Source organism: Nitrospira sp. (genome assembly GCA_030653545.1).
In the GTDB taxonomy this organism is placed as follows: domain Bacteria; phylum Nitrospirota; class Nitrospiria; order Nitrospirales; family Nitrospiraceae; genus Nitrospira_D.
Genome location: JAURZE010000033.1, coordinates 107,893 through 131,351, shown reverse-complemented (window position 1 = coordinate 131,351; position 23,459 = coordinate 107,893). Strand labels below are relative to the sequence as shown.

The 23,459-nt window shown below is 60.7% G+C and carries 28 protein-coding genes; 17 read left to right on the top strand and 11 right to left on the bottom strand.

Translation table 11 applies throughout. The annotated features are described in order from the left end of the window. Positions 1 to 13 precede the first annotated feature (13 nt). From Q7U39_17470 to Q7U39_17445, 6 genes are all read right to left on the bottom strand, one after another. A complete protein-coding gene (locus tag Q7U39_17470; protein MDO9119750.1) occupies positions 14 to 541 on the bottom strand; it encodes an SRPBCC family protein in 528 nt (175 codons plus the stop codon). A gap of 9 nt (positions 542 to 550) precedes the next feature. Continuing rightward, positions 551 to 976, bottom strand: coding sequence for a YciI family protein (locus tag Q7U39_17465; protein ID MDO9119749.1), 426 nt, complete (start codon positions 974 to 976; stop codon positions 551 to 553). 49 nt (positions 977 to 1,025) lie between these two features. Further along, a complete protein-coding gene (locus tag Q7U39_17460; GenBank protein ID MDO9119748.1) occupies positions 1,026 to 1,517 on the bottom strand; it encodes a VOC family protein in 492 nt (163 codons plus the stop codon). Between the two features lie 160 nt (positions 1,518 to 1,677). Continuing rightward, positions 1,678 to 2,049: a YciI family protein gene (locus Q7U39_17455; GenBank protein ID MDO9119747.1), complete on the bottom strand. Its 372-nt coding sequence runs from the start codon at positions 2,047 to 2,049 to the stop codon at positions 1,678 to 1,680. Between the two features lie 114 nt (positions 2,050 to 2,163). After that, complete coding sequence (locus Q7U39_17450) at positions 2,164 to 3,366, bottom strand: RNA polymerase sigma factor (protein ID MDO9119746.1); 1,203 nt, start codon at positions 3,364 to 3,366, stop codon at positions 2,164 to 2,166. 12 nt (positions 3,367 to 3,378) lie between these two features. Beyond that, complete coding sequence (locus tag Q7U39_17445) at positions 3,379 to 3,735, bottom strand: YciI family protein (protein MDO9119745.1); 357 nt, start codon at positions 3,733 to 3,735, stop codon at positions 3,379 to 3,381. A gap of 329 nt (positions 3,736 to 4,064) precedes the next feature. On the opposite strand from Q7U39_17445, the gene Q7U39_17440 reads away from it, so the two are divergent. After that, entirely contained in the window at positions 4,065 to 4,445 is a 381-nt protein-coding gene (locus Q7U39_17440) for a PilZ domain-containing protein (GenBank protein MDO9119744.1), read from the top strand. A 152-nt stretch (positions 4,446 to 4,597) separates the two neighbouring features. Continuing rightward, entirely contained in the window at positions 4,598 to 6,205 is a 1,608-nt protein-coding gene (locus Q7U39_17435; protein MDO9119743.1) for a Na+/H+ antiporter, read from the top strand. A 66-nt stretch (positions 6,206 to 6,271) separates the two neighbouring features. Here the strand turns inward: Q7U39_17435 and Q7U39_17430 are convergent, their stop codons facing one another. Next, entirely contained in the window at positions 6,272 to 7,054 is a 783-nt protein-coding gene (locus Q7U39_17430) for a carbon-nitrogen hydrolase family protein (protein ID MDO9119742.1), read from the bottom strand. Positions 7,055 to 7,165: 111 nt separating this feature from the next. Between Q7U39_17430 and Q7U39_17425 the strand changes: the two genes are divergently transcribed. The 10 genes from Q7U39_17425 (at position 7,166) to Q7U39_17380 (ending at position 13,048) form a co-directional block, all read left to right on the top strand. Further along, positions 7,166 to 8,770 (top strand): peptide chain release factor 3, encoded by a 1,605-nt coding sequence (locus tag Q7U39_17425; protein MDO9119741.1) that lies wholly within the window; start codon positions 7,166 to 7,168, stop codon positions 8,768 to 8,770. An 81-nt stretch (positions 8,771 to 8,851) separates the two neighbouring features. Beyond that, entirely contained in the window at positions 8,852 to 9,193 is a 342-nt protein-coding gene (locus Q7U39_17420) for a hypothetical protein (GenBank protein MDO9119740.1), read from the top strand. A gap of 25 nt (positions 9,194 to 9,218) precedes the next feature. Further along, complete coding sequence (locus Q7U39_17415; GenBank protein MDO9119739.1) at positions 9,219 to 9,377, top strand: hypothetical protein; 159 nt, start codon at positions 9,219 to 9,221, stop codon at positions 9,375 to 9,377. A 2-nt stretch (positions 9,378 to 9,379) separates the two neighbouring features. Then, positions 9,380 to 9,748, top strand: a complete 369-nt coding sequence (locus tag Q7U39_17410) for a hypothetical protein (protein MDO9119738.1) — start codon at positions 9,380 to 9,382, stop codon at positions 9,746 to 9,748. A 22-nt stretch (positions 9,749 to 9,770) separates the two neighbouring features. Then, a complete protein-coding gene (locus Q7U39_17405) occupies positions 9,771 to 10,571 on the top strand; it encodes a class I SAM-dependent methyltransferase (protein MDO9119737.1) in 801 nt (266 codons plus the stop codon). Between the two features lie 10 nt (positions 10,572 to 10,581). Beyond that, the gene (locus Q7U39_17400; protein ID MDO9119736.1) at positions 10,582 to 11,112 is read left to right on the top strand and encodes an alpha/beta hydrolase; all 531 of its coding nucleotides are present in this window, start codon (positions 10,582 to 10,584) and stop codon (positions 11,110 to 11,112) included. Positions 11,113 to 11,115: 3 nt separating this feature from the next. Beyond that, on the top strand, positions 11,116 to 11,589 hold the full coding sequence (locus tag Q7U39_17395; protein ID MDO9119735.1) for a GNAT family N-acetyltransferase: 474 nt from the start codon (positions 11,116 to 11,118) through the stop codon (positions 11,587 to 11,589). After that, positions 11,586 to 12,017, top strand: coding sequence for a hypothetical protein (locus Q7U39_17390; GenBank protein ID MDO9119734.1), 432 nt, complete (start codon positions 11,586 to 11,588; stop codon positions 12,015 to 12,017). The genes Q7U39_17395 and Q7U39_17390 overlap by 4 nt, the downstream gene beginning before the upstream one ends. A 28-nt stretch (positions 12,018 to 12,045) precedes the next feature. Continuing rightward, complete coding sequence (locus Q7U39_17385) at positions 12,046 to 12,633, top strand: DNA-3-methyladenine glycosylase I (GenBank protein MDO9119733.1); 588 nt, start codon at positions 12,046 to 12,048, stop codon at positions 12,631 to 12,633. A gap of 1 nt (position 12,634) precedes the next feature. Beyond that, a complete protein-coding gene (locus tag Q7U39_17380; GenBank protein ID MDO9119732.1) occupies positions 12,635 to 13,048 on the top strand; it encodes a DUF5069 domain-containing protein in 414 nt (137 codons plus the stop codon). An 8-nt stretch (positions 13,049 to 13,056) separates the two neighbouring features. Here Q7U39_17380 and Q7U39_17375 read toward each other — a convergent pair whose 3' ends face one another. Then, positions 13,057 to 14,169, bottom strand: coding sequence for a HEAT repeat domain-containing protein (locus Q7U39_17375; protein ID MDO9119731.1), 1,113 nt, complete (start codon positions 14,167 to 14,169; stop codon positions 13,057 to 13,059). Between the two features lie 396 nt (positions 14,170 to 14,565). Here Q7U39_17375 and Q7U39_17370 point away from each other — a divergent pair, with 396 nt between their 5' ends. Both Q7U39_17370 and Q7U39_17365 read left to right on the top strand, forming a co-directional pair. Further along, positions 14,566 to 14,940 carry a hypothetical protein gene (locus Q7U39_17370; GenBank protein ID MDO9119730.1) on the top strand — a complete coding sequence of 125 codons (375 nt, stop codon included), beginning with the start codon at positions 14,566 to 14,568 and terminating at the stop codon, positions 14,938 to 14,940. 91 nt (positions 14,941 to 15,031) lie between these two features. After that, on the top strand, positions 15,032 to 16,471 hold the full coding sequence (locus Q7U39_17365; protein MDO9119729.1) for a sodium:solute symporter family protein: 1,440 nt from the start codon (positions 15,032 to 15,034) through the stop codon (positions 16,469 to 16,471). Here Q7U39_17365 and Q7U39_17360 read toward each other — a convergent pair. From Q7U39_17360 to Q7U39_17350, 3 genes are all read right to left on the bottom strand, one after another. Then, on the bottom strand, positions 16,468 to 18,303 hold the full coding sequence (locus tag Q7U39_17360) for an ABC-F family ATP-binding cassette domain-containing protein (protein MDO9119728.1): 1,836 nt from the start codon (positions 18,301 to 18,303) through the stop codon (positions 16,468 to 16,470). The two genes, Q7U39_17365 and Q7U39_17360, sit on opposite strands and share 4 nt — an antisense overlap. Before the next feature lie 148 nt (positions 18,304 to 18,451). Continuing rightward, positions 18,452 to 18,814 (bottom strand): response regulator, encoded by a 363-nt coding sequence (locus Q7U39_17355; protein MDO9119727.1) that lies wholly within the window; start codon positions 18,812 to 18,814, stop codon positions 18,452 to 18,454. A 39-nt stretch (positions 18,815 to 18,853) separates the two neighbouring features. Then, on the bottom strand, positions 18,854 to 19,111 hold the full coding sequence (locus Q7U39_17350; protein MDO9119726.1) for a hypothetical protein: 258 nt from the start codon (positions 19,109 to 19,111) through the stop codon (positions 18,854 to 18,856). Positions 19,112 to 19,362: 251 nt separating this feature from the next. Here Q7U39_17350 and Q7U39_17345 point away from each other — a divergent pair, with 251 nt between their 5' ends. The 3 genes from Q7U39_17345 to Q7U39_17335 all read left to right on the top strand — a co-directional run bounded on the left by Q7U39_17345 (position 19,363) and on the right by Q7U39_17335 (position 23,447). Then, the gene (locus tag Q7U39_17345; protein MDO9119725.1) at positions 19,363 to 21,654 is read left to right on the top strand and encodes a PBP1A family penicillin-binding protein; all 2,292 of its coding nucleotides are present in this window, start codon (positions 19,363 to 19,365) and stop codon (positions 21,652 to 21,654) included. Positions 21,655 to 21,773: 119 nt separating this feature from the next. Further along, positions 21,774 to 22,217, top strand: coding sequence for a polymer-forming cytoskeletal protein (locus tag Q7U39_17340; protein MDO9119724.1), 444 nt, complete (start codon positions 21,774 to 21,776; stop codon positions 22,215 to 22,217). Between the two features lie 132 nt (positions 22,218 to 22,349). Next, complete coding sequence (locus tag Q7U39_17335; protein MDO9119723.1) at positions 22,350 to 23,447, top strand: AI-2E family transporter; 1,098 nt, start codon at positions 22,350 to 22,352, stop codon at positions 23,445 to 23,447. Positions 23,448 to 23,459: the final 12 nt, after the last annotated feature.

Sequence of the window (23,459 nt, the reverse complement as noted above, 5' to 3'; positions counted from 1 at the left end):
CGGCCTCCTTGGTTTATTGCTCAGCCAATTGTTTCAGATTGGCCAAGCCGGTTTCAAAGTCTTTTCCGACCATCTTGTCCATGCCCATCACCACATCCATGACTTTCATCATGTACGGTTGAGGGCCATGCATGGCCCAGGTCACGGTTGTGGCAGTTCCTCCACCTTCCAGGGTGAATTCGGCCTGGTTGTGGGCTTCAAACGGTTTCAGAAAGTCGAGTTTGAACACGACCCGCGATGAAGGAACCGCGCTGACGATCTCCATGCGTCCCGTGCCGACATCGGTATTGCCGTCCCATTCGAGCGCGGCGCCCGTCCCTTGGGGAGCGCCGCTATAGGTCCTCTTCATCGCCGGGTCCATCTTCTCCCAGGGCGACCAGGCGGCCCACTGATGTAGATCGCTGATGAGCCCAAAGACTTTCTCCGGCGCCGCCATGATGGTCGCCGCTCGCTGGACGCGGAAGGTATCAGGCTTTGTCGCGGCATAGATGAGGATGGCAGCCATCAAAGTTATGGCGAGCAGAGCGATGGTCTTCAGCATGACTCCCTCCTACTTGTTGTGCGCTGCCTGCGCTCGTACTCGGTCTTCTTGCTCTCTCAACTCTGGGGTGAACTCGGCGCCGAAGTCGTCGGCCTCAAATACTTGACGAATTTCGATCTCGGATTCTCCCGGCATGGGATTGGGGCAGCGTTTGACCCACTCGATCGCCTCTTCCTTCGACTTCACCTGCCACAACCAATAGCCGGCAATCAGCTCCTTCGTTTCGGCGAAGGGACCGTCGATCACCGTCCGCTTCTCTCCTGAAAATTTCACGCGCGAGCCTTTCGAGCTTGGCTGGAGTCCTTCGCCGGCCAGTAGCACGCCGGCCTTCACCAACTCTTCGTTGAACCGGCCCATCTCAGTGAGGAGTTGTTCACTCGGCATCACTCCGGCTTCCGAATCCTTCGTGGCTTTGATCATAATCATGAATCGCATGGTGATGTTTCCTTTTCCGCAAGTGGCTCATGCGTATTCGGTGGTTGGTTTATGTCCCGTCATACGCTCGCTTGATCGCCTTTAGATCGGGTTTGCTCATGTGCAGGATGGCCTGCATCACCCGTTCGGATTTAGTGGAATCCTTGTCCCGCAACATCTCGTCCCATTCAGGCACGACGATTTGCCATGACAGGCCATACTTGTCTTTCAGCCAGCCACAGGGGCCTTCCTCTCCGCCTTCGGAGAGTTTGCTCCACATCTCGTCGATGTCATGCTGTGTCTCGCATTTCACCATGAACGATACCGCCTCGGTGAATGGAAAGCGCGGGCCGCCGTTTAAGGCCATGAATTCCTGCCCCTCTATTTCAAATGTCACGGTCATGACCGAGCCTTTCGGTCTTCCCGAAACCCCGGCACCGGCCTCGCCATAGCGGGTCACGTGTCCGATCCTGGAGTTCTTGAAGATCGACGTATAAAACCGCGCCGCCTCTTCGGCTTGGTCATCGAACCACAAACAGGGCGTGATCTTTTGCATATGCATAGCGTTGCGTTCCCTTCTGCTGAACCGACCGAGTAGGCTTGCGCGTCAGACTCTGTTGTATAGTCGAACGAGACCGCTCGAAATCGACATGCCGGAATTGTCCTTCATTCCCCGCTTTTCGTTCTTCGCTGAAACTGCTTTGTTCTCGGCAAGATACGCTTCACGAACGTTCACCGGGCAACCCCGCGATCTCCCGAAGCGGTCGGACTTCCACCGCTCCGATCCGTGCGCCTGGAATCCGTCCTGCGACGTCGATCGCCTCGTCCAAATCCTGTGCGTCGACCAGGAAATAGCCGGCGAGTTGCTCGCGGGTTTCGATGAACGGTCCGTCCGTGACCGACCGTTTCCCGTCACGCACCTGGACAACCGTGGCGGTAGCGACGGGTTGGAGCGGCGAGGCATGCACATATTGTCCCTTCCCATGCAGCTGGTGACAGAGTTGGATCGATTCGGCCAGCATGCTTTGCCGGGTCTCCTCACTCATCTTGCTGAATGATTCTTCATTGTGGTGCACTAACAACAGGTATTTCATGGCCGCTCCTCTCCCTTTCACCTTCTAGTCGTTCCCGGCGTCCGAAATCGACAAGAGGCACTCCGGTTAATCCAGCTCGGCCAGCCGTTTCTCAAGAAACCGCCGTTCTGGCTCCTATTTTGTTAGGGCGAGGGCCCGTTCGTAGGAGGTGCGGGCGTCCGCTGCCTGCCCCAAGCGCCGGCAGAAATCGGCCCTGGTGGCGTGGATCAAATGGTAGTCCCCCAGCTCGCCACGCGCCAGGATGGTGTCCACCAGCGCGAGGCCTGCGGCGGGGCCGTCCCGCATCGCCAGGGCCACCGCACGATTGAGCTCAATGATCGAAGAGGGGGCCGCGCGCATCAATAAGTCATAGAGGGCGACGATTTGAGCCCAATCGGTTGCAGCTGCGCTCGACGCTTCGGCATGGACGGCGGCGATCGCCGCTTGCAGGGTGTAGGGGCCGAACCGCCGCGAGGTGAGCGCCCGTTCAATGAGTGCGATGCCTTCCGCAATCAGGGCTCGATCCCAGCGCGACCGGTCCTGCTGGTCCAGAAGCACAATCTCTCCCTCGGAAGATGTACGTGCTTGGCGTCGCGATTCGTGCAGCAGCATCAGCGCGAGCAGGCCCATGACTTCCGGTTCCGGCAACAGTTCCAGTAGTAGTCTGCCCAAGCGGATCGCCTCGCCCGAGAGGTCGGCTCGCGTGAGCGAGGCGCCGGAGGAGGCAGAATATCCCTCGTTGAAGACGAGATAGATGACCTGCAGGACCGAATCCAGCCGGTCCGGCCGTTCGGTGGGCGGAGGCACTTCGTAGGGAATCCGTGCGTCGCGGATTTTCGCCTTGGCGCGGACGATCCGCTGGGCCAACGTCGTAGGGGAGGAGAGAAAGGCGCGGGCGACCTCTTCGGTCGTGAGGCCGCAGACTTCACGCAACGTCAGCGCCAGTTGGGCCTCGGGCTTGAGCGCCGGATGGCAGCAGGTGAAGATCAACCGTAGCCGGTCGTCTTCAATGCCGTCCTCCTCTCGTTCGGTCGCCTCACCGGTCGCGTCTTCCATGTCTTTGGCCAGCTCGTTGAGCGAGGCATCGTAACGGGCGCGCCGTCGTAAACCGTCAATCGCTTTAAATCGGCCGGTGGAGACGAGCCAGGCGCGGGGGTTGGCGGGAATGCCGTCGCGCGTCCATTGCTCCATGGCCGCCGCGAAGGCCTCGTGGAGGGCTTCTTCGGCCAGATCGAAATCCTTAAGCAGCCGGATGAGCGTCGCGAGGACCCGGCGCGACTCGGACCGGTACACCTCCTCGGCTTTTGTGCGGACCAGTGTGGTTGCGTCATCGCTCATGGCGGAGGCCGATTATGCGCAGCCGAGTTCCTTCATCGGACGGACTTCCACGCTGCCATAACGGGCGGCGGGGAAATGCGTGGCAATGCGGATCGCGTCGTTCAGATCCGGCACATCGAGCATGAGAAAGCCGCCCAGCTGTTCTTTCGTTTCGGCAAACGGCCCGTCGGTCGTCGTGGCCTTCCCCTCGCGGACCCGCACGGTTGTGGCGGTTTCGACCGGATGGAGCGGGGAGGCCGCCAGCAGCTGGCCGACCTTCTGTAACCGGTCGCAGTAGGCCATCGATTCGTCCGAGAGGGCGACCCGCTCATGGTTTGGCAAGGCATGGAGGATCTTCTCTTCGACATAGACCAGACAGAGGTATTTCATGGTGTGCTCCAATGGGTTACAGGTGGCATGTCGCAGGGCCGGATACCTGCCTCTGTTGGATAGTCGTTCTGCAAACCAGAAATCGACAATGGGCTATCACATAAAAAGCGGGGAGCGTTTCTCTGCTTCTTCGTATACGCATGGCCACGAACCCATTGACGTGTTGGCGAATGTCCAGTCCCGGTATCGTGCCTGAGGAGCGCAGGAAGAACAACCTGGGTGTGTCCAGTAAAAGGGTAAGTAGAAATCTGCACAAACATACAATTTCGTTCTCGAACCGATCGCAGTTGTGTACAGTCGGCACAGTGAGTTGAACGAAAGGATGCCCGATGAAGTCTGCCACGATGCCCGATGAGTTGTTTCTTGATATCCGTGAACATACGCGGATGCGCGTTCCGGTTCCCTTTTCCTGTGCGTTGGCGGAGAAGGCGCGGCCGCGCTGGTTTGCGAAAAAACGGGCCGGCCTCGGCGTGGTGTACGATGTGTCGCTCAAAGGCGCCCGAGTTACGAGCGAAGCTCCGATGAATCCGGGCGATCAGGTCACGGTGCTGCTGCGCTTGCCGAAACAGGTGGCTCCGTTGGCGGTTGAGCGGGCGACGGTTCGATGGGCAAAGGACAATACATTTGGACTTGAGTTCATGCATCTGACGTCCACCGCGGCCATCAGACTCCAGCGGTTTCTCTCCTCGCAAGTTCAATCAGTTGCGTGATCGCTCTAGCTGTTCGATGTTCCGCTGACGGTCCCTCACCCGCGTCCGGCCGAAAGACGGGGGTGCGGCGGCCCGATTCAGTTGACTCTCCCGCCTTCCCTCAGTAGCCTGCGCACAGGTCCTGCGTTCCAGGAAATTGCGAAAGGCCTGCGATGGACGGTCTGCATCAGCTCGAGATAATCATCTTGTTGCTGGCGGTGGTGCTGTTGTTGACCACCGTCGCACAGAAACTCGTCGTTCCCTATCCCATCTTATTGGTCATCGGTGGATTGATCCTCGGCTTGATCCCGGGGATTCCCACGGTCACGCTCAGTCCTGATCTGGTCTTCCTTGTGTTCCTTCCGCCCATCCTCTGGGCGGCGGCCTACTTTACCTCCTGGCGGGAGTTTAAGGAGAACCTCCGTCCGATTTCATGGCTGGCGGTGGGCCTGGTGTTGGCCACGACCGCGGCGGTTGCGGCGGTCGCCCGCGCGGTGCTGCCGGGCCTCGGATGGGCGGAAGCCATTGCCTTAGGCGCCATCGTTTCCCCGCCGGATGCGGTGTCGGCTACCGCCATCGGGAAGCGTCTGCGCATTCCCCGTCGCGTGGTGACGATTTTAGAAGGTGAAAGCCTGGTGAACGACGCGACGGCACTGGTGCTCTATCGCGCGGCTGTCGGGGCCGCGGTCGGCGGGAGTTTCGTGCTGGGCGACACGCTCCTGCAATTTGTCCTGGCTGCAGTCGGGGGCGTGGCGATCGGGGTCGCCGTCGGGATGGTGTCGCGTTGGGCGCTCCGCGCGACGACCGACAGTTTCTCGGAGATCGCCATCACGTTGCTCGCTCCCTATGTGGCGTGGGTGTTGGGCGAAGTGACGCACGCCTCGGCGGTGCTGGCCTGTGTGGCCGGAGGGCTGCACGTGCGGCAGCATTTCAGCGCGGCGGTCGCTCCTGTGACGCGCCTGCAGGCGCGGGCGGTGTGGGACCTGCTGATCTTCGTGTTGAATGGGTTCATTTTCATATTGATCGGGCTCCAACTCGGAGCCTTGCGTACCGCCATCCCGGTCGACCGGTTCGGCACAGTTTTGATGGCCGGCGCGGCGGTCAGTCTGACGGCGATTGTCGTGCGTCTCGCCTGGGTCCCGGCGGCGGCGGCGTTGCCACGCCTGATCAGCGCGACGTTGCGGGCTCGGGATCCGATGCCGCCTTGGCCGCATATTTTCGTCACAGCCTGGACCGGGATGCGCGGGATTGTCACGCTGGCGGCCGCGCTGGCCTTGCCGGTGACGACGGCGGCGGGAATGCCGTTCCCGTTTCGCGCGGAGATCATCCTGATCAGCTTCGCCGTAATTCTTGCGACGCTCGTGTTGCAGGGACTTTCGCTCACGCCGATCATCCGTGCGTTACAGCTTAAGGAGGATCGCGGCCTTGAGCGGGAAGAAATGCTCGCACGTGAGCAGGCGGCTTTCGCCGCATTGGGACGGTTGGACGGATTAGCGGCGGGAGACGGCCTGTGGATAGAGCAGATCGAGCGTTTAAGGGTTCATTACAGCCGCCAGCTTCAGCGGTTTGCCGGATCCGGTCCCATCGATGCGGACTGTTCGTCCGAGGCCGGTGAACGATTCAGGCAGTTGCGGCACGACACGTTGACCGCCGAACGGCTGGCATTGATTCAATTGCGGAACGACGGGACGATCAGCGACGAGGTGTTGCATCGGCTCGAACATGAACTCGATGTCGAAGCGTTGCGCGCGGGTATCGGCGAGCGCCGTGTGCCGCAGTGAGGAGCCGCGATTTGTATCGGTTGGATGGGCGGCCCCTCTTCCGGTAAAGAGAGACGGATCGATCGCTTACAGCTCGATGCGTTGATACGACGGCGCTGCCAGGTCCTGCCCGAGCAGGTCCCATTCGATCAGAAAGATCGTTGAGCGTACCGCGCTCATGGAAAGCCGTCGCGTTCCGTCCTGCACCACGACACTCTCGGCTTTCGTGAAATCCATGGTGAGGTCCGGCCCGGTCCGGTTGCAGACGAACAGCGGCAGCCCCGTGTCGCGCGTGCAGCGCTCCCATTCGCCGTTGGGGCCATGAAAGCCGGGTGCCCAGGCGGCGGCGGATACCAGCATCCGCGCGCCCTGTCGGCGCAAGCTGTCGGCGATGCCTGGAGAATACGCATCGGCGCAAATGAGCAGCCCGACTTTGTCGAGCGGGGCGGCTGGAATCGGGATCGCCTCTGTGCCTGGCGTCGACCAGGCTTCCGATCCCACGCGCAGCGAGTTGATCTTTCGGTGAGTGCCGGAGAGCCTGCCGTCCGGGGTGATCACGAACAGCGAATTGTGCAACTGCTTCGTGCGAAGGTCCTGTTCCGGCACAGCGAGGAACAACGTGATCCGCAGTCGCGATGCGAGGCGGCCCATCTGCGTCATCCACTCATCCGGCTGGGGCGCGATCCAGTCGGTACCGATCCGATCCACAAAACTATACCCACAGACCGCGAGTTCAGGGGTCAGGATCCAGTTGGCCCCCGCCTGTGCTGCCTGCATGATGGCGGTGTCGATCAGCCGTCGATTGCCGGCGAGATCGCCGGGAATCGGCGCCAGATGCAGAAACGCGATGCGAAGCGAAGATGCGGCCATGGGCGGCATCATACAGGGTTGGCGTGGCCGTCGCGAGCGGCGAGGCGGTCGATTTCTCCTGGTCGATGACTGTTGGCCGTCGGTAGCGGTGTGATATGCTGCGCACCCATTATGGCTATCGACCAGACACGTCAGGGAGAATTGGCCGCGGCAACGGCGCGCCGCAGGACCTTTGCAATCATCAGCCATCCGGACGCGGGCAAGACGACGCTCACGGAAAAGCTGCTGCTCTATTCCGGGCTCATTCGGACGGCGGGCATGGTCCGCGGCCGCAAGGGTGGCAAGACCGCCGCTTCCGATTGGATGGGCATGGAGCAGGAGCGCGGTATTTCCATCACCGCCTCGGCCATGCAGTTCCCGTATAAGGATGCGATCATCAATTTGCTCGATACGCCGGGCCACCAGGACTTTTCCGAAGACACCTATCGAACGCTGACGGCGGCCGACAGCGCGATCATGGTTATCGATGCGGCCAAAGGGGTAGAGACGCAGACGCGCAAGCTGTTTGACGTCTGCCGCTTGCGGCGGATTCCCGTCCTGACGCTGATCAATAAAATGGACTTGCCGGGACGTCCGCCGCTCGATCTGATGACCGAAGTGGAACAGGCTCTTAATATTCACGCAAGTCCGGTCAACTGGCCGATCGGCTCCGGCAGCGATTTCGTCGGGATCGTGACGCGGGCCGATCATCGCGTCCAGCTGTTCAGCAAGACGGCGCATGGCGGCGCGACGAAGGTCGATGTGGCGAATATGCTCTTAGCCGACCTCGAACGCAGCGGCCGTGTTCCTCCGGACGTTATGGAGCCGGTGCAGCACGACCTGGAGTTGCTCGAGATCGCCGGCAATCCGTTTTCGCGCGAGCAGTTTCTGAACGGCGACGTGACGCCGGTGTTTTTTGCGTCCGCGCTCACGAACTTCGGGATCGAAAGTTTCCTCGACGCCTTCGTGACGCTTGCGCCCTGTCCCAGCGCCCGGCTGGCCGACCGTGAGGATGGCAGCGAATGCACCATCGATCCGGTCGAGACTCCCTTCAGCGCCTATGTGTTCAAGCTGCAGGCGAACATGAATCCCAAGCATCGGGACAGCACCGCGTTCCTCCGGGTCTGTTCGGGGCGATTCGAACGGGACATGATGGTGACCCATCATCGACTGAATCGAGAGGTGCGCCTTTCGCGCCCGCACAGTCTGGTCGCGCAGGAACGGAGCACGGTGGAGGAGGCCTATCCAGGCGACATCATCGGCATCATCAATCCCGGGCTCTTCGCCATCGGCGACACGATTTCGGTGACGGGCGGATTCAACTTCAAACCGCTGCCGCAGTTCCAGCCGGAAATCTTCGCGCGGCTTCGTCCGACCGATGTCGGCAAGCGAAAAGCCTTCGACAAGGGGATGGAGCAGATGGCGCAAGAAGGCACGGTCCAGATCATGCGGAGCCTCAACGACCTGGACTCGCTGGTCGCGGCGGTGGGCCGGCTGCAGTTCGACGTGCTGCAATACCGGCTGCGCCACGAGTATCGCGTGGAAACGATCCTGGATGCGCTTCCGTTTTCATGCAGTGCCTGGTTGGGCGGAGATCCCGCGACCTTCAAAGCGCCGTCGGCGTCCATGGTGGTGAAGGATCAACGCGGGCGTGTGGTGGTGCTCTTCGGCGACCAAGTCATGAAGACCATCGCCCGCGATCGCAACCCTGACCATACGCTCCGCGATATGGGGTAGCGCAGCGAGGTGGTGGCCGAGACCGGTCGAGAGCCGGCGACGGCTCCCCCTTCTCTCTGCTGCCTTCACCGGGTATGTTCTATGGCGTGGCCGATCTCCATCACACGAGAACTTGTCGGAGCCGTCGCTGCCTGGAATTCCGGCAACGCCGGCAAAGCAAGAGTGTGCGCGCGGCGGGCGGTCGCGTTAGCCGACGAAGCGTGGCTGGGACAGCAGGCGTCTCTATCATGGTCAGGGGATGCCATGGCTCACCTGCGCAGAATCCAACAAGACCTCGCGTTTCCACTATCTGTCCGGCAGGCGGCCGAACGATTGACGACGACCGTCACCCAGAAGCACCGGTCTCCCTTTACGGCCGATCCCATCGGCGATGCGAACACCGTCATAGAGTGTCTGCTAGGGGGCAGTGAAGCGCGGCCTTAATAGTGTGTAAGGCGTGAGGCGATTGATGGAAGCGGACGATGCCGAAGCGTTGCGAGAGGCCTGGGCGAGGAAAGAGCATCCGCCCTGCCCGCACGATGTCCGGGAGAAAGAATTCTATCTCGGCTCCGATACGAGCGCTGAAATCTGTGTGGTCTGTGGGAAGTCCTTCTGGAGGGGAAACTAGCCATGGGGCTGACGTTTAGGCGGCGGGGTGGCCGTGTGTTTGCGGCGTTGCTCGCGCTGGCGTGGGAGGCGGGGCCCCTGCCTCTCTGGGCCAATCCGGCGCAGGATCGGCTTGCGGCGATGTCTGAGGTAGAGCGGAGCGAAGCCCTGGCGGTGTTCGTCGAAAGCGGCGGCCATAGCTGTCGCACTGTCGCGCGCACGTTCTTCCAAGGTGAGGACGCCAAGGGAAATGTCTTCTGGGATGTGGAATGCACCGGGGGTGAGTCCTACGTCGTGGTCATCAAGAACGACGTGCCGGGTTCGACCCGGGTGATGACCTGTCGCCGCTTGCGGGCGGTGGCGGGGGCGGACTGCTTCAAGAAGCTGGAGTAGTACATCGTAGGGGTACCCGGATATGAGCCAACCTGACTACGTCTTTACGTCGGCCGAAGATCAACTGGAACTCACGCGGTTGCAGGCGATTGAACGGGAGTTCGATCCGGCCAGTTGCCGCCGCCTGTATGCGACCGGTCTTGCGACCGGGTGGCGTTGCCTGGAAGTGGGACCGGGCGCCGGCTCATTGATGCAGTGGATGGGTGAGAGAGTCGGGCCTTCGGGGCATGTCGTCGCGCTCGATCTCTCGACCAAATTTTTGACGGCGCAACGTCCGGCGCATATTGAGGTTCAGCAAGGGGATATTCGTACCGCCTCGTTGCCCCAGGGATCATTCGATCTCGTGCATGCGCGCTATGTGCTCATTCATCTGCCGGACTATGAGATCGCCCTGTCCCGGATGCTGGCCGCGCTGAAGCCGGGCGGATGGATTGTGCTGGAAGAGCCGGATTTCTCTGCCTCGCGGGGCATTGTCGGAACGGCTGCGCAACTCGCGGCGATGCGGCACATCAATCAGTCGATTCATCGCATGTACGAAAGCCGCGGGATGGATTACGCGCTGGGACTCACGCTGTTGCCTCTCTTGCAAGCACGGGGACTTTCCCAGCTGGCTATGGAGAACGATGCGCCGGTGTCTGCCGGCGGCTCGGGTTTGGCGAAGATGATGGCAATGTCCGCCCAACAGTTGCGGGAGAAGTATCTGGCGACGGGCGTCGTGAGCGAGGCGGATCTTCAGCACTACGGTGAATGTGCCGAAGATCCGCAGAGCCGGGCCGTCTACTATGCAACGGTTGCCGTCACCGGCCAGAAGCAGGCCGAGTGAGTGTGGGGTGATGGAGATTCCTGTGTTAGTCTTGCCGGGGTTCGGCAATTCCGGCCCTGGGCATTGGCAGACCTTGTGGGAAGAGCGCCATCCGGCATGGCGGCGGGTCGATCTGGGCCAATGGGATGCGCCGGATTGCCGGGAGTGGGTGCGTACGCTCGATATGGCGGTGCAGCGCTGCGCGGCTCCTCCCATCTTGGTCGCCCATAGTCTGGCCTGTTTGCTTGTGGCTCATTGGGCCGGGCCGTCACGGGCGCCGGTCAAGGGCGCGCTCCTCGTTGCGATTCCCGAACCGGCCTGCCCCAGTTTCCCTGCTACAGCCAAAGGGTTTATGCCGGTGCCGATGCACCGTCTGCCCTTTCCCGCGCTGGTCGTGGCGAGTACGAATGATTCGTTCGGGTCCATCGGCCATGCCCGTGCTTGTGCGACTGCCTGGGGCAGCCGGTTTGTCGATGTCGGCGAGGTCGGACACATTAATGCCGACAGCGGGATCGGCGATTGGCCTGAAGGGTATGCCCTCTTTCAGGAGTTCGTGGGGTAGCGGATGCCGATTCAGATTACGCAGGCTCAGCCGGAAGATGCAGCTATCGTCGCCACGCTGGTAGGGGAGCTGCTCCACGAGATTATGGCGGCGGTCAGCGATAAGGTGTTCAACTTTCATCAGGCCGACACGGAAGCGCGAGCAAGGGTCTGGTTGCGAGACGGCTGTTATGCGGTACTGCTGGCCCGTGACGGCGACGTGCCGATCGGATTTCTCGCCCTGTATCAGAGTTACGCGCTCTACACGGAGGGTGCGTACGGGACGATTCCCGAATTCTATGTCCGGCCGACGTGTCGTTCACAGGGAGTAGGGGCCGCATTGCTGCAACAGGCCAGGCTGCTCGGGCAGGCACGCGGATGGCGGCGGCTGGAAGTCACGACTCCACCCTTGCCGGAGTTCGACCGGACGCTGGCGTTCTATCAGCGCGAGGGGTTCAGCATCTCCGGCGGACGGAAACTGAAACTGGAGTTGCAGTGAAGCCGGTGGTGCAACGTGAACGGACCGGTTGCGGTATCGCCAGCGTGGCGACCTTGGCGGGAGTGAGCTACGCGCAAGCCAAGCAAGCGGCAAACCGGTTGGGAATCGTTGCTGACGATCCACGGCTCTGGTCCGAGACGCAGCCGGTGCGCCATCTCATGAAGCACTTTCGCATTCGCGCGGCAAGCAGAGAGGTGCCGTTTGTTTCCTGGACATCGTTGCCGGCTGTTGCGCTGCTCGCGATCAAGTGGCATCGCGAACGGGGAACGGCCTATTGGCATTGGGTGGTATTCTGGCGGAGTCCTCAAGGCCCGGTGGTATTTGATTCCAAACAGACGTTGCGCCGCCATGCCCGCACGGATTTCGGACGAATGAAACCGAAGTGGTCGATCAAGGTCGCAGGCGCGAATACCGGACGAAGCAAGTGACCGGACTCTGAGGAGAGGGAGCGTCGAGATGAACAACAAGATCCGTTGCAGCTGGGCCGGCGAGAAGCCGCACATGGTTCGTTATCACGATCAGGAGTGGGGTAGGCCGGTTCATCGCGATAGGAAGCATTTTGAGATGCTGCTGTTGGAAGGGGCGCAAGCGGGGCTGACGTGGGACACGGTCCTGAAAAAGCGTGCCGGGTATCGTAAGGCGTTTGCGGGATTCGATCCGAAGAAAGTGGCCTGTTTCACGTTGCGTATGAAAGCGTCGCTGATGAAAAATCCCGACATTATCCGCAATCGCCTCAAGATCGAGTCGGCGGTGACGAACGCGCAGGCCTTTCTCGCGGTGCAGAAAGAATTCGGTTCGTTCGATGCCTATGTCTGGTCATTCGTTGGGGGTGAGCCGATCGTCAATCGGTGGAAACGGATGAAGGATGTGCCCGCCACGAATGCGGTGAGCGATACCTTGTCGAAAGACCTGAAGAAGCGCGGCTTCCGGTTTGTCGGGAGCACGATCATCTACGCCTATATGCAGGCGATCGGGATGGTGAACGATCATCTGGTTGCCTGTTTCGCAATATCAAAAAAGCCAACAGTTCCTAGGTCTACATAAGATGCCACTCCCTCGTCCTCAAGACCAACTGGCCGGCTGTGTCTGGTTGCCGCGGTTCGCCGAGAAAGCCAGGCGGTTTCTCGGTCAGCAGCTTCCATTGACCTCTCGAGTCGCCTTCGGCAGCCGGCCTGGCATTGATGGCGCGTTTCTCCGTCACTTCGGCCTGACGGCCCCCCAGTTTCTCGTGGCGGTTCGCCGGTCAGGGGATAACGAGGCGTTGTCGAAATGGTTTCTCTCGCTTCCTGAGGCACGCCCGGAGCGCATTGCCGAGTGGAATCGCCGCGCGACACTGTTGGGGGCCAAGGGGCATCCCGGCTATCTCATTCGACATGTTGTGAAGTGGTTCTTCTATCCGAAGTCGGTTCTCTCTCCCGTCAACAGCCTCTTCGAAGCGATCGAGCAGGACGAACGCTAACCTCAGCGCTACTCTTCCGTATGCACGCCGTCGAAGCCGTCGAGGGCAATCCCGAGGGTGGCCAGCAGCTCCTTTGTCTCCGGACTGCTGTCGGAGCGCGCCTGCTTCAATATCGACCGATGCAATGTCTTCAGCGGTCCGAGGACCTGCCGGTCGGTTGTCTTGCCCAAGGCTCTGACCAGGATGATTTGATTTGTGATGGGCTCTCCGGGCAGCGCGGCGATGAAGGTGGGAACAATGGCGCTGCCGGGATGTAACGGTGCGAGGCGGCCCAGGCCAGTGGCAGCGGCGCGATGTTGGTCGGGCGTGCCCGTGTTGAAGAGTCCAAGCAGCGCAGGAATACCATCTTCATGGCCGATGGTTCCCAGCGCGGTTGCGGCCGCTTGAACCACAGTCTGATCGGAGTCTTTCAGTGCTGCGGTCAGTCGGGGAATGGCATCGACCGCCAGCATGTCGCCTAACAACCCGATCACTATCTGTTTCTGTGGCAGCGTCGTGCCGGGTGCGTCGAGAGCTTGCACTAATCGCGAAGACTGTCCCCATTCGGCAGCGAGCAAGAAGGGGAAATGATCCATCTGTAATTGCTCAATCAGCTTCATGATGGCATAGACGCCGGCATCGGCTTGCTCAGCGTTCTTCGCCGCCTCTTGGGGGTTGCTGAACGGTGTCCGGACTTCGTGCCGCCAGTCGCCTGAGCGGGTGCCGAAGCGATAGGTGAGCTGGCAAGCGGGTCCTTTCCAGAGTCGTACGGCGGCGTCGACCATGTCGGCGTCGCCACCGGAGCGGCCTGTCCCTTCCCAGGTTTTGAGTTCCTCGCACTTGACCTTGACGGTCACTTCATGAGGCTGACTGCCATCGGTGACGATGCGGTACCCCAATCGTTCGAACCGCGTTGCAACCGCCTTCGTGATGCCGCCGGCATCAAGGGGACCATGGCTGCTCAGGGCTAAGGTCTCCAGATGGATCTGTTCGGCCCGATGCAGGAGGTCCTTTTCTTCGGCCGTCAGCAACTCCTTGCGTGCCTGAGTTATGTCCGGAACGCTTACGGCAATGATCGATCCAAAGAAGAGGAGAGTAAGCGCTATTCGAAGGCGTCTGACGGCGAAGAGATGAAGGCTCATGATGATGCGTGCGCTCCTTGTGGTGCGAATGGAAGGTCGGAGTGAATGAATGTGGCGGGATTGTCTCATAGGCTGAGTGAGCGGGGGAAGTCTTCCGTCACGTCCGACAGGAGACGGAGAGTTTATGGCCGTTCTCAGTTGAGGCGATCGTACGACTGTAGGGGAATGGCTACAGCGGCATTATCTCTACAGTCTGAATGGGATACGTAGTTATCCCCAGCGTCTACTGTCCTTCTTTCCCTTCGAGTTTGGTAGGGATCAATGAGGAGGATCTTTTCGAGGAACAAGAAAATCAAGGAAGTGCTGCAGAATGTTTGGATAACGCCTCGTCGGTACGGCCCTTGCTCTCCTCACTATGAATGTGTCCCATCAGGCATAAGGAGAGAAGATCGGATTATGCAAAATCGTGCCCCTTCAAGAAAACTGGTCAATGAGCAGGGAGGCCTGGCACCGGTGATCAATCGTCGGGAGGAACCCAGGATTGAGGATTGTCACTCCTGCTCATATGAAATCGTCGCACCAGGTGAATCTGGTGCGGCAGGAGTTCAACAGGGCCAGGTGTTTACGCTGAACCGCAGCGCGCACGGGATGTTGCTGCTGATGGGACAAGCTCTGCGGCCAAATCAGCGGATTGAGGTCCATAGTGCAAAACTGGGCTGGTGGCGCTCCACAATGGTATATGACGTGCGGTGGACGCGACCGATGCAAATCGGGCCTCAAGGCGATCTATTTTTAGTGGGGTGCCGGTTGACCTCGGGCTTGCCCTTGTAGCGAAGAGTTTCACATCTTCCTCGGAGAGATTCTCCCGACCACGCCGCAAATAACGATTGATTGCCGCCGGCGATGATTTTATCCTGCGCGCATGTTGGTCGGATTTGTCGCGCTCTATCTGCTGTGTTCCGTCGGGATCGGTCTCTACGCGGCCACGCGTGTGCAGAATACGAAGGATTTTGCGGTAGCCGGTCGGAGCCTGCCGCTGCCGGTGGTGACCGCGACGGTCTTCGCCACCTGGTTCGGCGCCGAGGCCGTGCTCGGCATTTCCGCGACCTTTGTGAAGGAAGGCCTTCGGGGTGTTGTGGCCGATCCCTTTGGATCCAGCCTCTGTCTCATTCTCGCCGGATTGTTTTTTGCGCCGCGATTTTACCGGATGAATCTCCTGACCGTCGGAGACTTCTACCGTCTTCGCTATAGCCGCACGGTCGAAGTCTTATGCACGCTGGCGGTCGTGGCGTCTTATCTTGGTTGGGTGGCGGCGCAGTTCAAGGTGCTGGGCCTGGTGTTGAACGTGGTCACGGCAGGGGGGATCAGCCAGTCTCTGGGCATGATCGCCGGGGCCTTGATCGTCCTGACCTACACGACCTTCGGCGGCATGTTCTCAGTCGCCATTCTGGACTTTGTGCAAATCACCGTCATCATGGGCGGCCTGCTGTATATCGGTTCGATCGTCAGCGGACTGGCGGGAGGAGTCGGGACGGTTGTTGCGCATGCGGCCGCCGCCGGGAAGCTGGATTTCTTTCCACCAGCCAGCCTCAATGCCTGGATTCCGTTTCTTGGTGCGTGGGTGACGATGATGTTCGGGTCGATCCCGCAGCAGGATGTGTTTCAGCGGATCACGTCGGCGAAGGATGAAGCAACGGCGGTGCGCGGGTCTCTTCTGGGCGGGACGTTGTACTTCGCGTTCTGCTTTATCCCGATGTTTCTGGCCTATGCCGCCACGCTTGTCGATCCGGCGCGCTTTCTGGCCTTGCTGGAAACCGACTCACAGCTGGTTTTGCCGACGCTGATTCTGGAACATACGCCGATCGCGGCGCAGATCGTGTTCTTTGGAGCCGTCTTGTCGGCGGTGATGAGCTGTTCCAGCGCGACGCTGCTGGCGCCGTCCGTGGCGCTCAGTGAAAACGTCTTCAAGCCGATGATGGCTCGATTGAACGATGCGGAGTTGTTGCGGATGATGCGGACGGTGTTGATCGCCTTTGCCGCGGCGGTGTTGGCCATTGCGCTCTGGTCGGACGCCAGCATCTATAAACTGGTGGTGAGCACGTACAAGGTCACGCTCGTGGTCGCGTTCATCCCGTTGCTGGCCGGACTCTATTGGTCGAAGGCCACAACGCAGGGCGCGATCGTCGCCATTGCGGGAGGGCTTGTGAGCTGGTTGGGGTTCGAAGGGTTCAGTTCAGCCGATGCCGTGTGGCCGCCGCAGTTGGTCGGGCTGCTGGCGGCCGCAATCGGAATGGCCGTAGGATCGCTGGCGCCTCAAGTGCTGCCGGTTACGACAGAGCAACAAGCGGCAGGACCGTCCTAAGACGGCTGCATTGCCTGCGTGCGCTTCTCTTCCAGTTCCGTCCAGCGGGCATAGAGGCGCTCGACATTGGTCTGGGCTTCGGCCAACGCGGTGTACCGGGCTTGCAACATCGTGGCATCGGATGTGACAGCAGGATCTTCCGTGGCGGCTTGGCAAGCGGTCACGGCGGCTTCCGCTTTGACGATCAAGCCTTCGATCTTGTCCCATTCTTTTTGTTCCGCATGCGAGAGCCCTTTGCGGGTCTGTTTCGGCTTGGGGCCGTTGTTGTTCGCGGCGCGAGTGGGCACGGGGCCTGGAGAGCCGGAGGTCCCTCGCTCCTGGGCCGCTTCCCATTGGGCAAAGTCGGCGAACCATTCGGCGTTGCCTGTTCCATCCAGCGCCAGCATCATGGTGGAGACGCGATCGAGCAACCACCGGTCATGGGTCACGAGGATCAGCGCGCCAGGAAACTCCAGAAGATTTTCTTCCAACACATCGAGCGTCGGGATATCCAGATCATTCGTCGGTTCGTCCAGCATGAGCACATCGGCCGGCTGCAACATGAGCCGCGCGATCAAGAGCCGGGCCTGTTCGCCGCCGGAGAGCCGTGACACGGGCAGGTCGAGCTGTTCGGGCCGAAAGAGAAACCGCTTGGCCCAGGAGACGAGATGGATCGAACGATCCTGATAGATGACGGAATCGCCGCCGGCGGGCGCGAGGGATCGGCGGAGGGATACGTGCTGGTCCAGTGACTCGCGATGCTGCTCGAAGGTGACGATCCGAAGCTTGTCGGCGCGGGTGACCGTGCCGGTATCGGGCTTCAACGTGCCCGCCAGCAGTTTCATCAGCGTGGATTTCCCGCTGCCGTTCGGGCCGAGCAAGCCGAGCCGTTGACCGGGCCCAAGGATGAGTTCGAGATCCTTGACGATCTGCCGGGATCCCAGCTTCTTGCCTAACTGCTGGGCGACGATCAATTGTTTGGATTTGCGCCCGGAGGCGGTGAAGTCGATTCCGGCCGGGGCCAGTTCACGGCGGCCGTCGCGGTCCGCTAGGTCGCTAATCAGGGCTCCGGCTGCGTCGATACGGGCTTTGGCTTTGGTCGTGCGCGCCTTCGGCCCTCGGCGAAGCCATTCGACTTCGCGCCGTACTTTATTGGCGAGGGTGGCATGTTCATTCGCCTGGGCGGCGAGATTGGCCTCGCGCGCTTCCAGGAAATCGCTGTAGTGTCCGGTGGCTTCGAAGACGCCCTGCGGATAAATTCGATTGAGTTCGATCATCCGTTCCGCCACGGATTCGAGGAAGCGCCGGTCGTGGCTGATTACCAGGTAGGCGCGGGTTTCGGATTTCAACAGGCGTTCGAGCCAGAGAATGCCCTCGACGTCCAAATGGTTCGTCGGTTCGTCCATCATCAGCACGTCCGGCTCCATCAAGAGGGACCGGGCAATCGCCAGGCGCTTCTTCCATCCGCCGGAGAGGGTTCGCACGTGCTGGTCGGAGTCAGGGAATTCTCCCAGGCTCAAGGCGCGGGCGATGCGGCCGCTCTCTTGGTGCGGGTCCAGTCCTTCCTCGCGCAGGGTTTGCGCTAAGACTTCTTCCACGGTGAGGTCGGGAGGAAAGGTGGATTCCTGCGGGACATAACTCAGGCGGACGTGGCGGCGCAGTGAGCGGGTGCCGTCGTCAGGGTCCTCGATGCCGGCGAGAATCTTCAGCAGGGTAGACTTCCCGGACCCGTTCGGACCGATGAGTCCGACGCGATCCCCCTCGGCCAGGCCGATGGACAGGTCGGAAAAGAGGGGCTTCACGCCATAGCTCTTGCTGATGGACTCACAACTCAGGAGCATAATAGGTGGCATAGATCGTCGATCTGTATCCGGATTGGTAAAGATGTCAGGTGTCGTCGTCTGGAGAGGATTCTACCTGGCAGACAAGCTCATCGGTATCCAGTCTATCAAGGGAAGGGTGTCTCTTACTAGGTGTAGAGCGAAGCGGGCAAAGATAAAGTTAGTGAGCCAGCGTGTAGTCCACCAGGCGGCGAATTTGATCGGCCCCAAAGGGCTTCTCCAGAATATGGCGGGCCCCGAAGAGCTTGGCGACGCTGAGGAAGTTTTGCTCCCCCGACGCGCCGGTCATGGCGATGACGCGGGCGTCGAGAAATTCCCTGGTGAGTTCCAGAATCACTTCCATCCCGTCCTGCTCCGGCATCAAAATATCGGTAATGACCAGATCGGCCGGCTGTGCCCGGTAGAGGGCCAGCCCTTCACGTCCGTTGGCGGCTTCACGGACCGCGTGGCCGTCGGCCTCCAGCATCTCCCGCAGCAGGAGCCGCAATGCCTCATCGTCGTCGATGACTAGAATGGATGCCACGGCCGCTCCTCAAGTTTCTAGCTGGTGCCCTGTCTGAGATCAGGCCGCTTGGGCCACGATCGATTCGATTCCCAGATGCACCTCGTCATCGTGATAGTCGGCCTCGTCTCCGACTGCGACCAGCACCGGGGTTGGTCGCGAGGCTTGTATGCTACGACGATTCTGCTCCATGACTGGGTCATGGACATGCCCGCAGTTCATACAGCGCATGGCACTCATCCACATATGACCGGACGTGCCGTCAAAATCCATCAAATTATCTTTCACCATCAGTCCGCAGCAACGTGAACAGCTCATGGTCGGTCTCCTCGGTTGGGGGTGAAGCACGTCTGTCTTGATTAAGAGGATACCGGGATTGCTGGAAAGCGTAAGACCAGGAAGGGTTACCTCGGAAGGGGGGGGCGCTACGGCGACAGATTCTACGATTGGCCGCTGGAGCGGGGATAGGTCGGTCTAAAACGCGCCCAGGGGGCTGAAGTCTATGCCGTGATACCGTGATCGCTTCTCCGATGGGCCTCGGGTATGCTGGGTGTGGAAAGGGATGGGGCATGCCGAGAGTCGGTCGCGTACTGAAATGGCTGATGGGTGGAATGGTGGCTTTGGTCTGTGCGGCGATGGTGGCCGTGGCGGGCTACGGAGCCCTGTTGGCTGCATCCATTGCCCTCCCCAAGAGCGATGAACATCCACCCCTCTTGATCTTTGGTGCGCCGCATTTGCTGAAGCCGGGAGAGCCGGTGGTCGAGACCGGGGTGTTCGACCGGTTGCATCGGCTGGGTTATCGCGCTGTCTCGGACGTGCAGGGGCCCGGCGACTATCTGGCGTCGCAGGATGTCATCGATCTGTACCTGCATGCGCAGGAGGAGAGCCATCAGCCCCCCCGGCGTGTGCATGTGGAACTGAAAGACGGCGTGATCACGAATGTGATGTCCATGCAGGAGCGGGAGTCGCTTCCGTTTGTGGCTTTGGAAGCGCCCTTGCTGAGCGGCATGCGTGGCGGGTCGCGGCAGGTGCGGGAGTGGGTGCCCTACAATCAGATTCCTGCCTTGGTCATCAAGACGGTTTTGGCGGTGGAAGACCGGCGGTTCTTTTCCCACTATGGTGTCGATCCCGTTGCCATCGGCCGGGCGCTGTGGGCGAATGTGACGCGCGGCGGTGTGGTGCAGGGCGGGAGCACGATTACCCAGCAGCTGGCCAAGAATCTGTTTTATTCACCGCAACGGACCCTGGGACGAAAGCTGCGCGAGGTGGTGGCGGCGTTTGTCATGGAATGGAAGTACCGCAAGGAAGAGATCCTCGAAAGTTATCTCAATGAGATCTATCTCGGGCAAGCCGGCTCGGTGTCGATCTATGGCGTCGGCGAAGCGGCGCATCGATATTTCGGGAAACCCCTGGATGCCCTCTCGATCGAGGAAGTGGCGCTGATCGGCGGAATGATCAAGGGGCCGAACACCTACTCTCCGACAAAAAATCTGGAGCATGCGACCCATCGCCGGAATGTGGTGCTCCGCCGGTTGCGCGATGAGGGGGTGCTGACCGAAGACGCGTGGAAGGAGGCGGTGAATCGGCCGGTCCAGGTGTCATTGCCAGAGGATGTCGTGGCGGACGCCCCGTATTTTGTCGACTATCTGCTGCGGCAGGTGGAGGCGGGAACCGGGATGGGCATTCCCGAAGGCGCCCGGATCTATTCGACGCTCGATCCGTACATGCAGCAACTCGCGACTGATGCTCTGCACAAAGGGCTGGCCAAGCTGGAGCAGCAGTACCCGGCGTTGCGCGAGGGCGAGACGCCGCTGCAGGGCGCTCTCGTAGTGCTCGAAGCGCGAACCGGCCATCTCCGCGCGATGGTCGGGGGGCGCGAGTATCGTACAAGTCAATTCAATCGGGCGGCGCAGGCGCACCGGCAGGCAGGGTCCTTGTTCAAACCCTTTGTGTATCTTGCGGCGTTTGAGGCGGCTCGCGCTGAGGGGAGTACAGGGATCACCCCGGCGACGATGTTGGCCGATGAGCCGGTGAGTTTCGAGTCCGGGACCGGACCCTGGTCGCCGCAGAACTACGACCGCCAGTTTCATGGACAGGTCACGGTGCGGGCGGCGCTCGAACAGTCGCTGAATGTGCCGGCGGTGCGCACGGCGCATCGATTGGGGATCGGATCGATCAACCGGCTGTTGCGGGGATTCGGCCTTCAGGGAGCGTTGCCCGACAATCTCTCGGTCGCGCTCGGGAGCGCCTCGGTCTCGCTTCTCGAAATCACGGCGGCATATGGCGGCCTGGCGAATGCGGGTGTGGTGGTGAAGCCCGTCGCCCTCACCAATCTGGTCCGTGACTCCGGAGAGACAGTCTGGAGCCCGATGGTGGACCGGCATCAGGCGGTGTCGGCGCAGGGGGCGTACCTGGCGACGTCACTGTTGAAGGGCGTGCTGGATCGGGGAACCGGATCGAAAGCGAGAGCCTGGGGATTGCGGGGTCCGGTTGCCGGGAAGACCGGCACCACGGACGGGTATCGCGATGCCTGGTTCGTCGGCTACACACCGGAGTTGGTGATCGGCGTTTGGGTTGGATTTGACGACGAACGGGCGATTCGCCTGACCGGCTCACAGGCCGCCTTGCCGATCTGGGTGGACGTGGCGCGCCGGCTCATTCCTGCCGATTCTCCCGATTTTCCCATCCCGAGCGGGATCATTTCACGAGCGATCGACCCGCGCACGGGCCAGTTGGCGACGGCGCAGTGTCCTGAGCGGGTGACGGAGGTGTTTCTGGAAGGGACGGAACCGAGCGTGTATTGCGAGATTCATGGCGGAGGACTGTGGGAGCGAGTGAAGCACCGGCTCGGATTATCCTAGTGGCTCGTTGATGGCCAGTGGCCGGTCGGCTCTCATGTGCCCTGTTTTGACAAACTGCTAGGTGCCTCTTCCCCCCTGGGGTATCCTGAGTGGCGAGTGTTCGCCAATAGGGAGCAACTATGAAAAAGAGCGGGTATATGGACGACGGGAATATCACGTTGTTGGCCAAAGGGGTGGAGCTCAAGGGCGAGATTCGTGTTGATGGCACGGTGCGTATTGACGGTCGCCTGGAAGGGGATATCTACACCAAGGGCCAAGTCATTGTCGGAGAAGATGGTGTGGTGAAGGGAACGATTACGGCCGGTATATTGATCAGCAGCGGGCGCATCAAGGCGACGATTACCGCCAGCGATCGGGTGCAATTGCTCAAGACCGGTATCATTATGGGTGAAGTCCATGCGCCGATCTTCTCGATGGAAGAAGGCGCGAAGTTTCAGGGTGTCAGTGACATGGGTGTGACGACGTGGCCGGAGGATGTCCCGCGGTTGCCGGGTGCGGTCCGGGACATGAATGGCAATCGCAATCGCCCCGTCGCGGTTCTGGGGAAAAAGCCGGACCTCTGATCGGCTGCTGAAAACGTCCTGTCCGTATTGCACTCTCTCGTGCCACATACTGTGAGCCTTCACCGCTTCCGTGACAACGTCTGACGGATCTGCTATCAACGTGGCCATCACGCGCTTCTTCTCCGACTGCCTATGACTCGTCCACAACTTTTTACGGTCGTCTTCTTCGCTCTTCTGGCGCTGTTGCTCTATCAGATCGGACTGATCTTACAGCCCTTCCTCTTCCCGGCCCTGTGGGCGGCGTTGCTGGCCCATTGGGTGTTTCCATTGCATCGCCGATTGACGGCGCTGATGAGCGGGCGCGATACGTTGTTTGCCGCTTGTTTGACCGTCGGGGTGCTAACGGTGGTGGTGGTTCCGGTGGTCTTGATGAGTGTGGTCTTGGTGCGGGAAGCGGTGGCGGTGGAGCAGACTATCCATGAGTGGATTGTCGCCGGGGGCGTTCAGCAGTTACCTGAGCGGCTGGCGGCGGTACCGGTGATCGGCAGCTGGCTGCGTTCGTTGGTGGCGGGCGGCAATGGGCAGCTGGTGCCGATGGAGGACGCCGTGGTGTCGGGAGCCAAATGGCTGAGCCAGTTTTTGGTGAGTCAGATGGGGGATCTCCTGAAGAATGCCGTGGTCCTCGTCAGCAACTTTTTCATCATGCTGATGGTGCTCTTTTTCCTGTTCAAAGACGGCGAACGCTGGATGGACTCGCTGTACGAGCTCGTCCCCATGGACGAGTCGCATAAACAGAAAATTCTCACGCGGCTCGATCAAACGGTCCGGGCGGTCGTGAAGGGCATGCTGGTCACCGCGCTGGTGCAGGGCGTGCTGGCCGGGTTGGCGTATCTCGTGTTGAGTGTGCCGTTCCCGATGGTGTTGACGGCGCTGACGATCGTGCTGGCGCCGATTCCTTTCGGCGGCACGGCCTTGGTCTGGGGGCCGGTGGTGGTGTATTTCTTCGCCATCGGTGCCATGGGAAAAGCGCTGGGCATGTTGGCCTGGGGCGTCGGCGTGGTCTCGATGGTCGATCAGTTTCTCCGGCCGTGGCTCATTGGGCAGGATGTCCAGATTCCGGTGCTGCTGCTGGTGCTCTCCGTGCTCGGCGGTCTCGGACTATACGGATTGCTGGGATTGTTTGTCGGTCCGATCATCATTAGCCTCTTCATGACGGCGATCCAGATTTATCGGGAAGAGTATTTCGTTCCCGATGCCGCTGTGGCACAGAGCGCCCCTCCATCCTCCTGACGTCCGCACCCT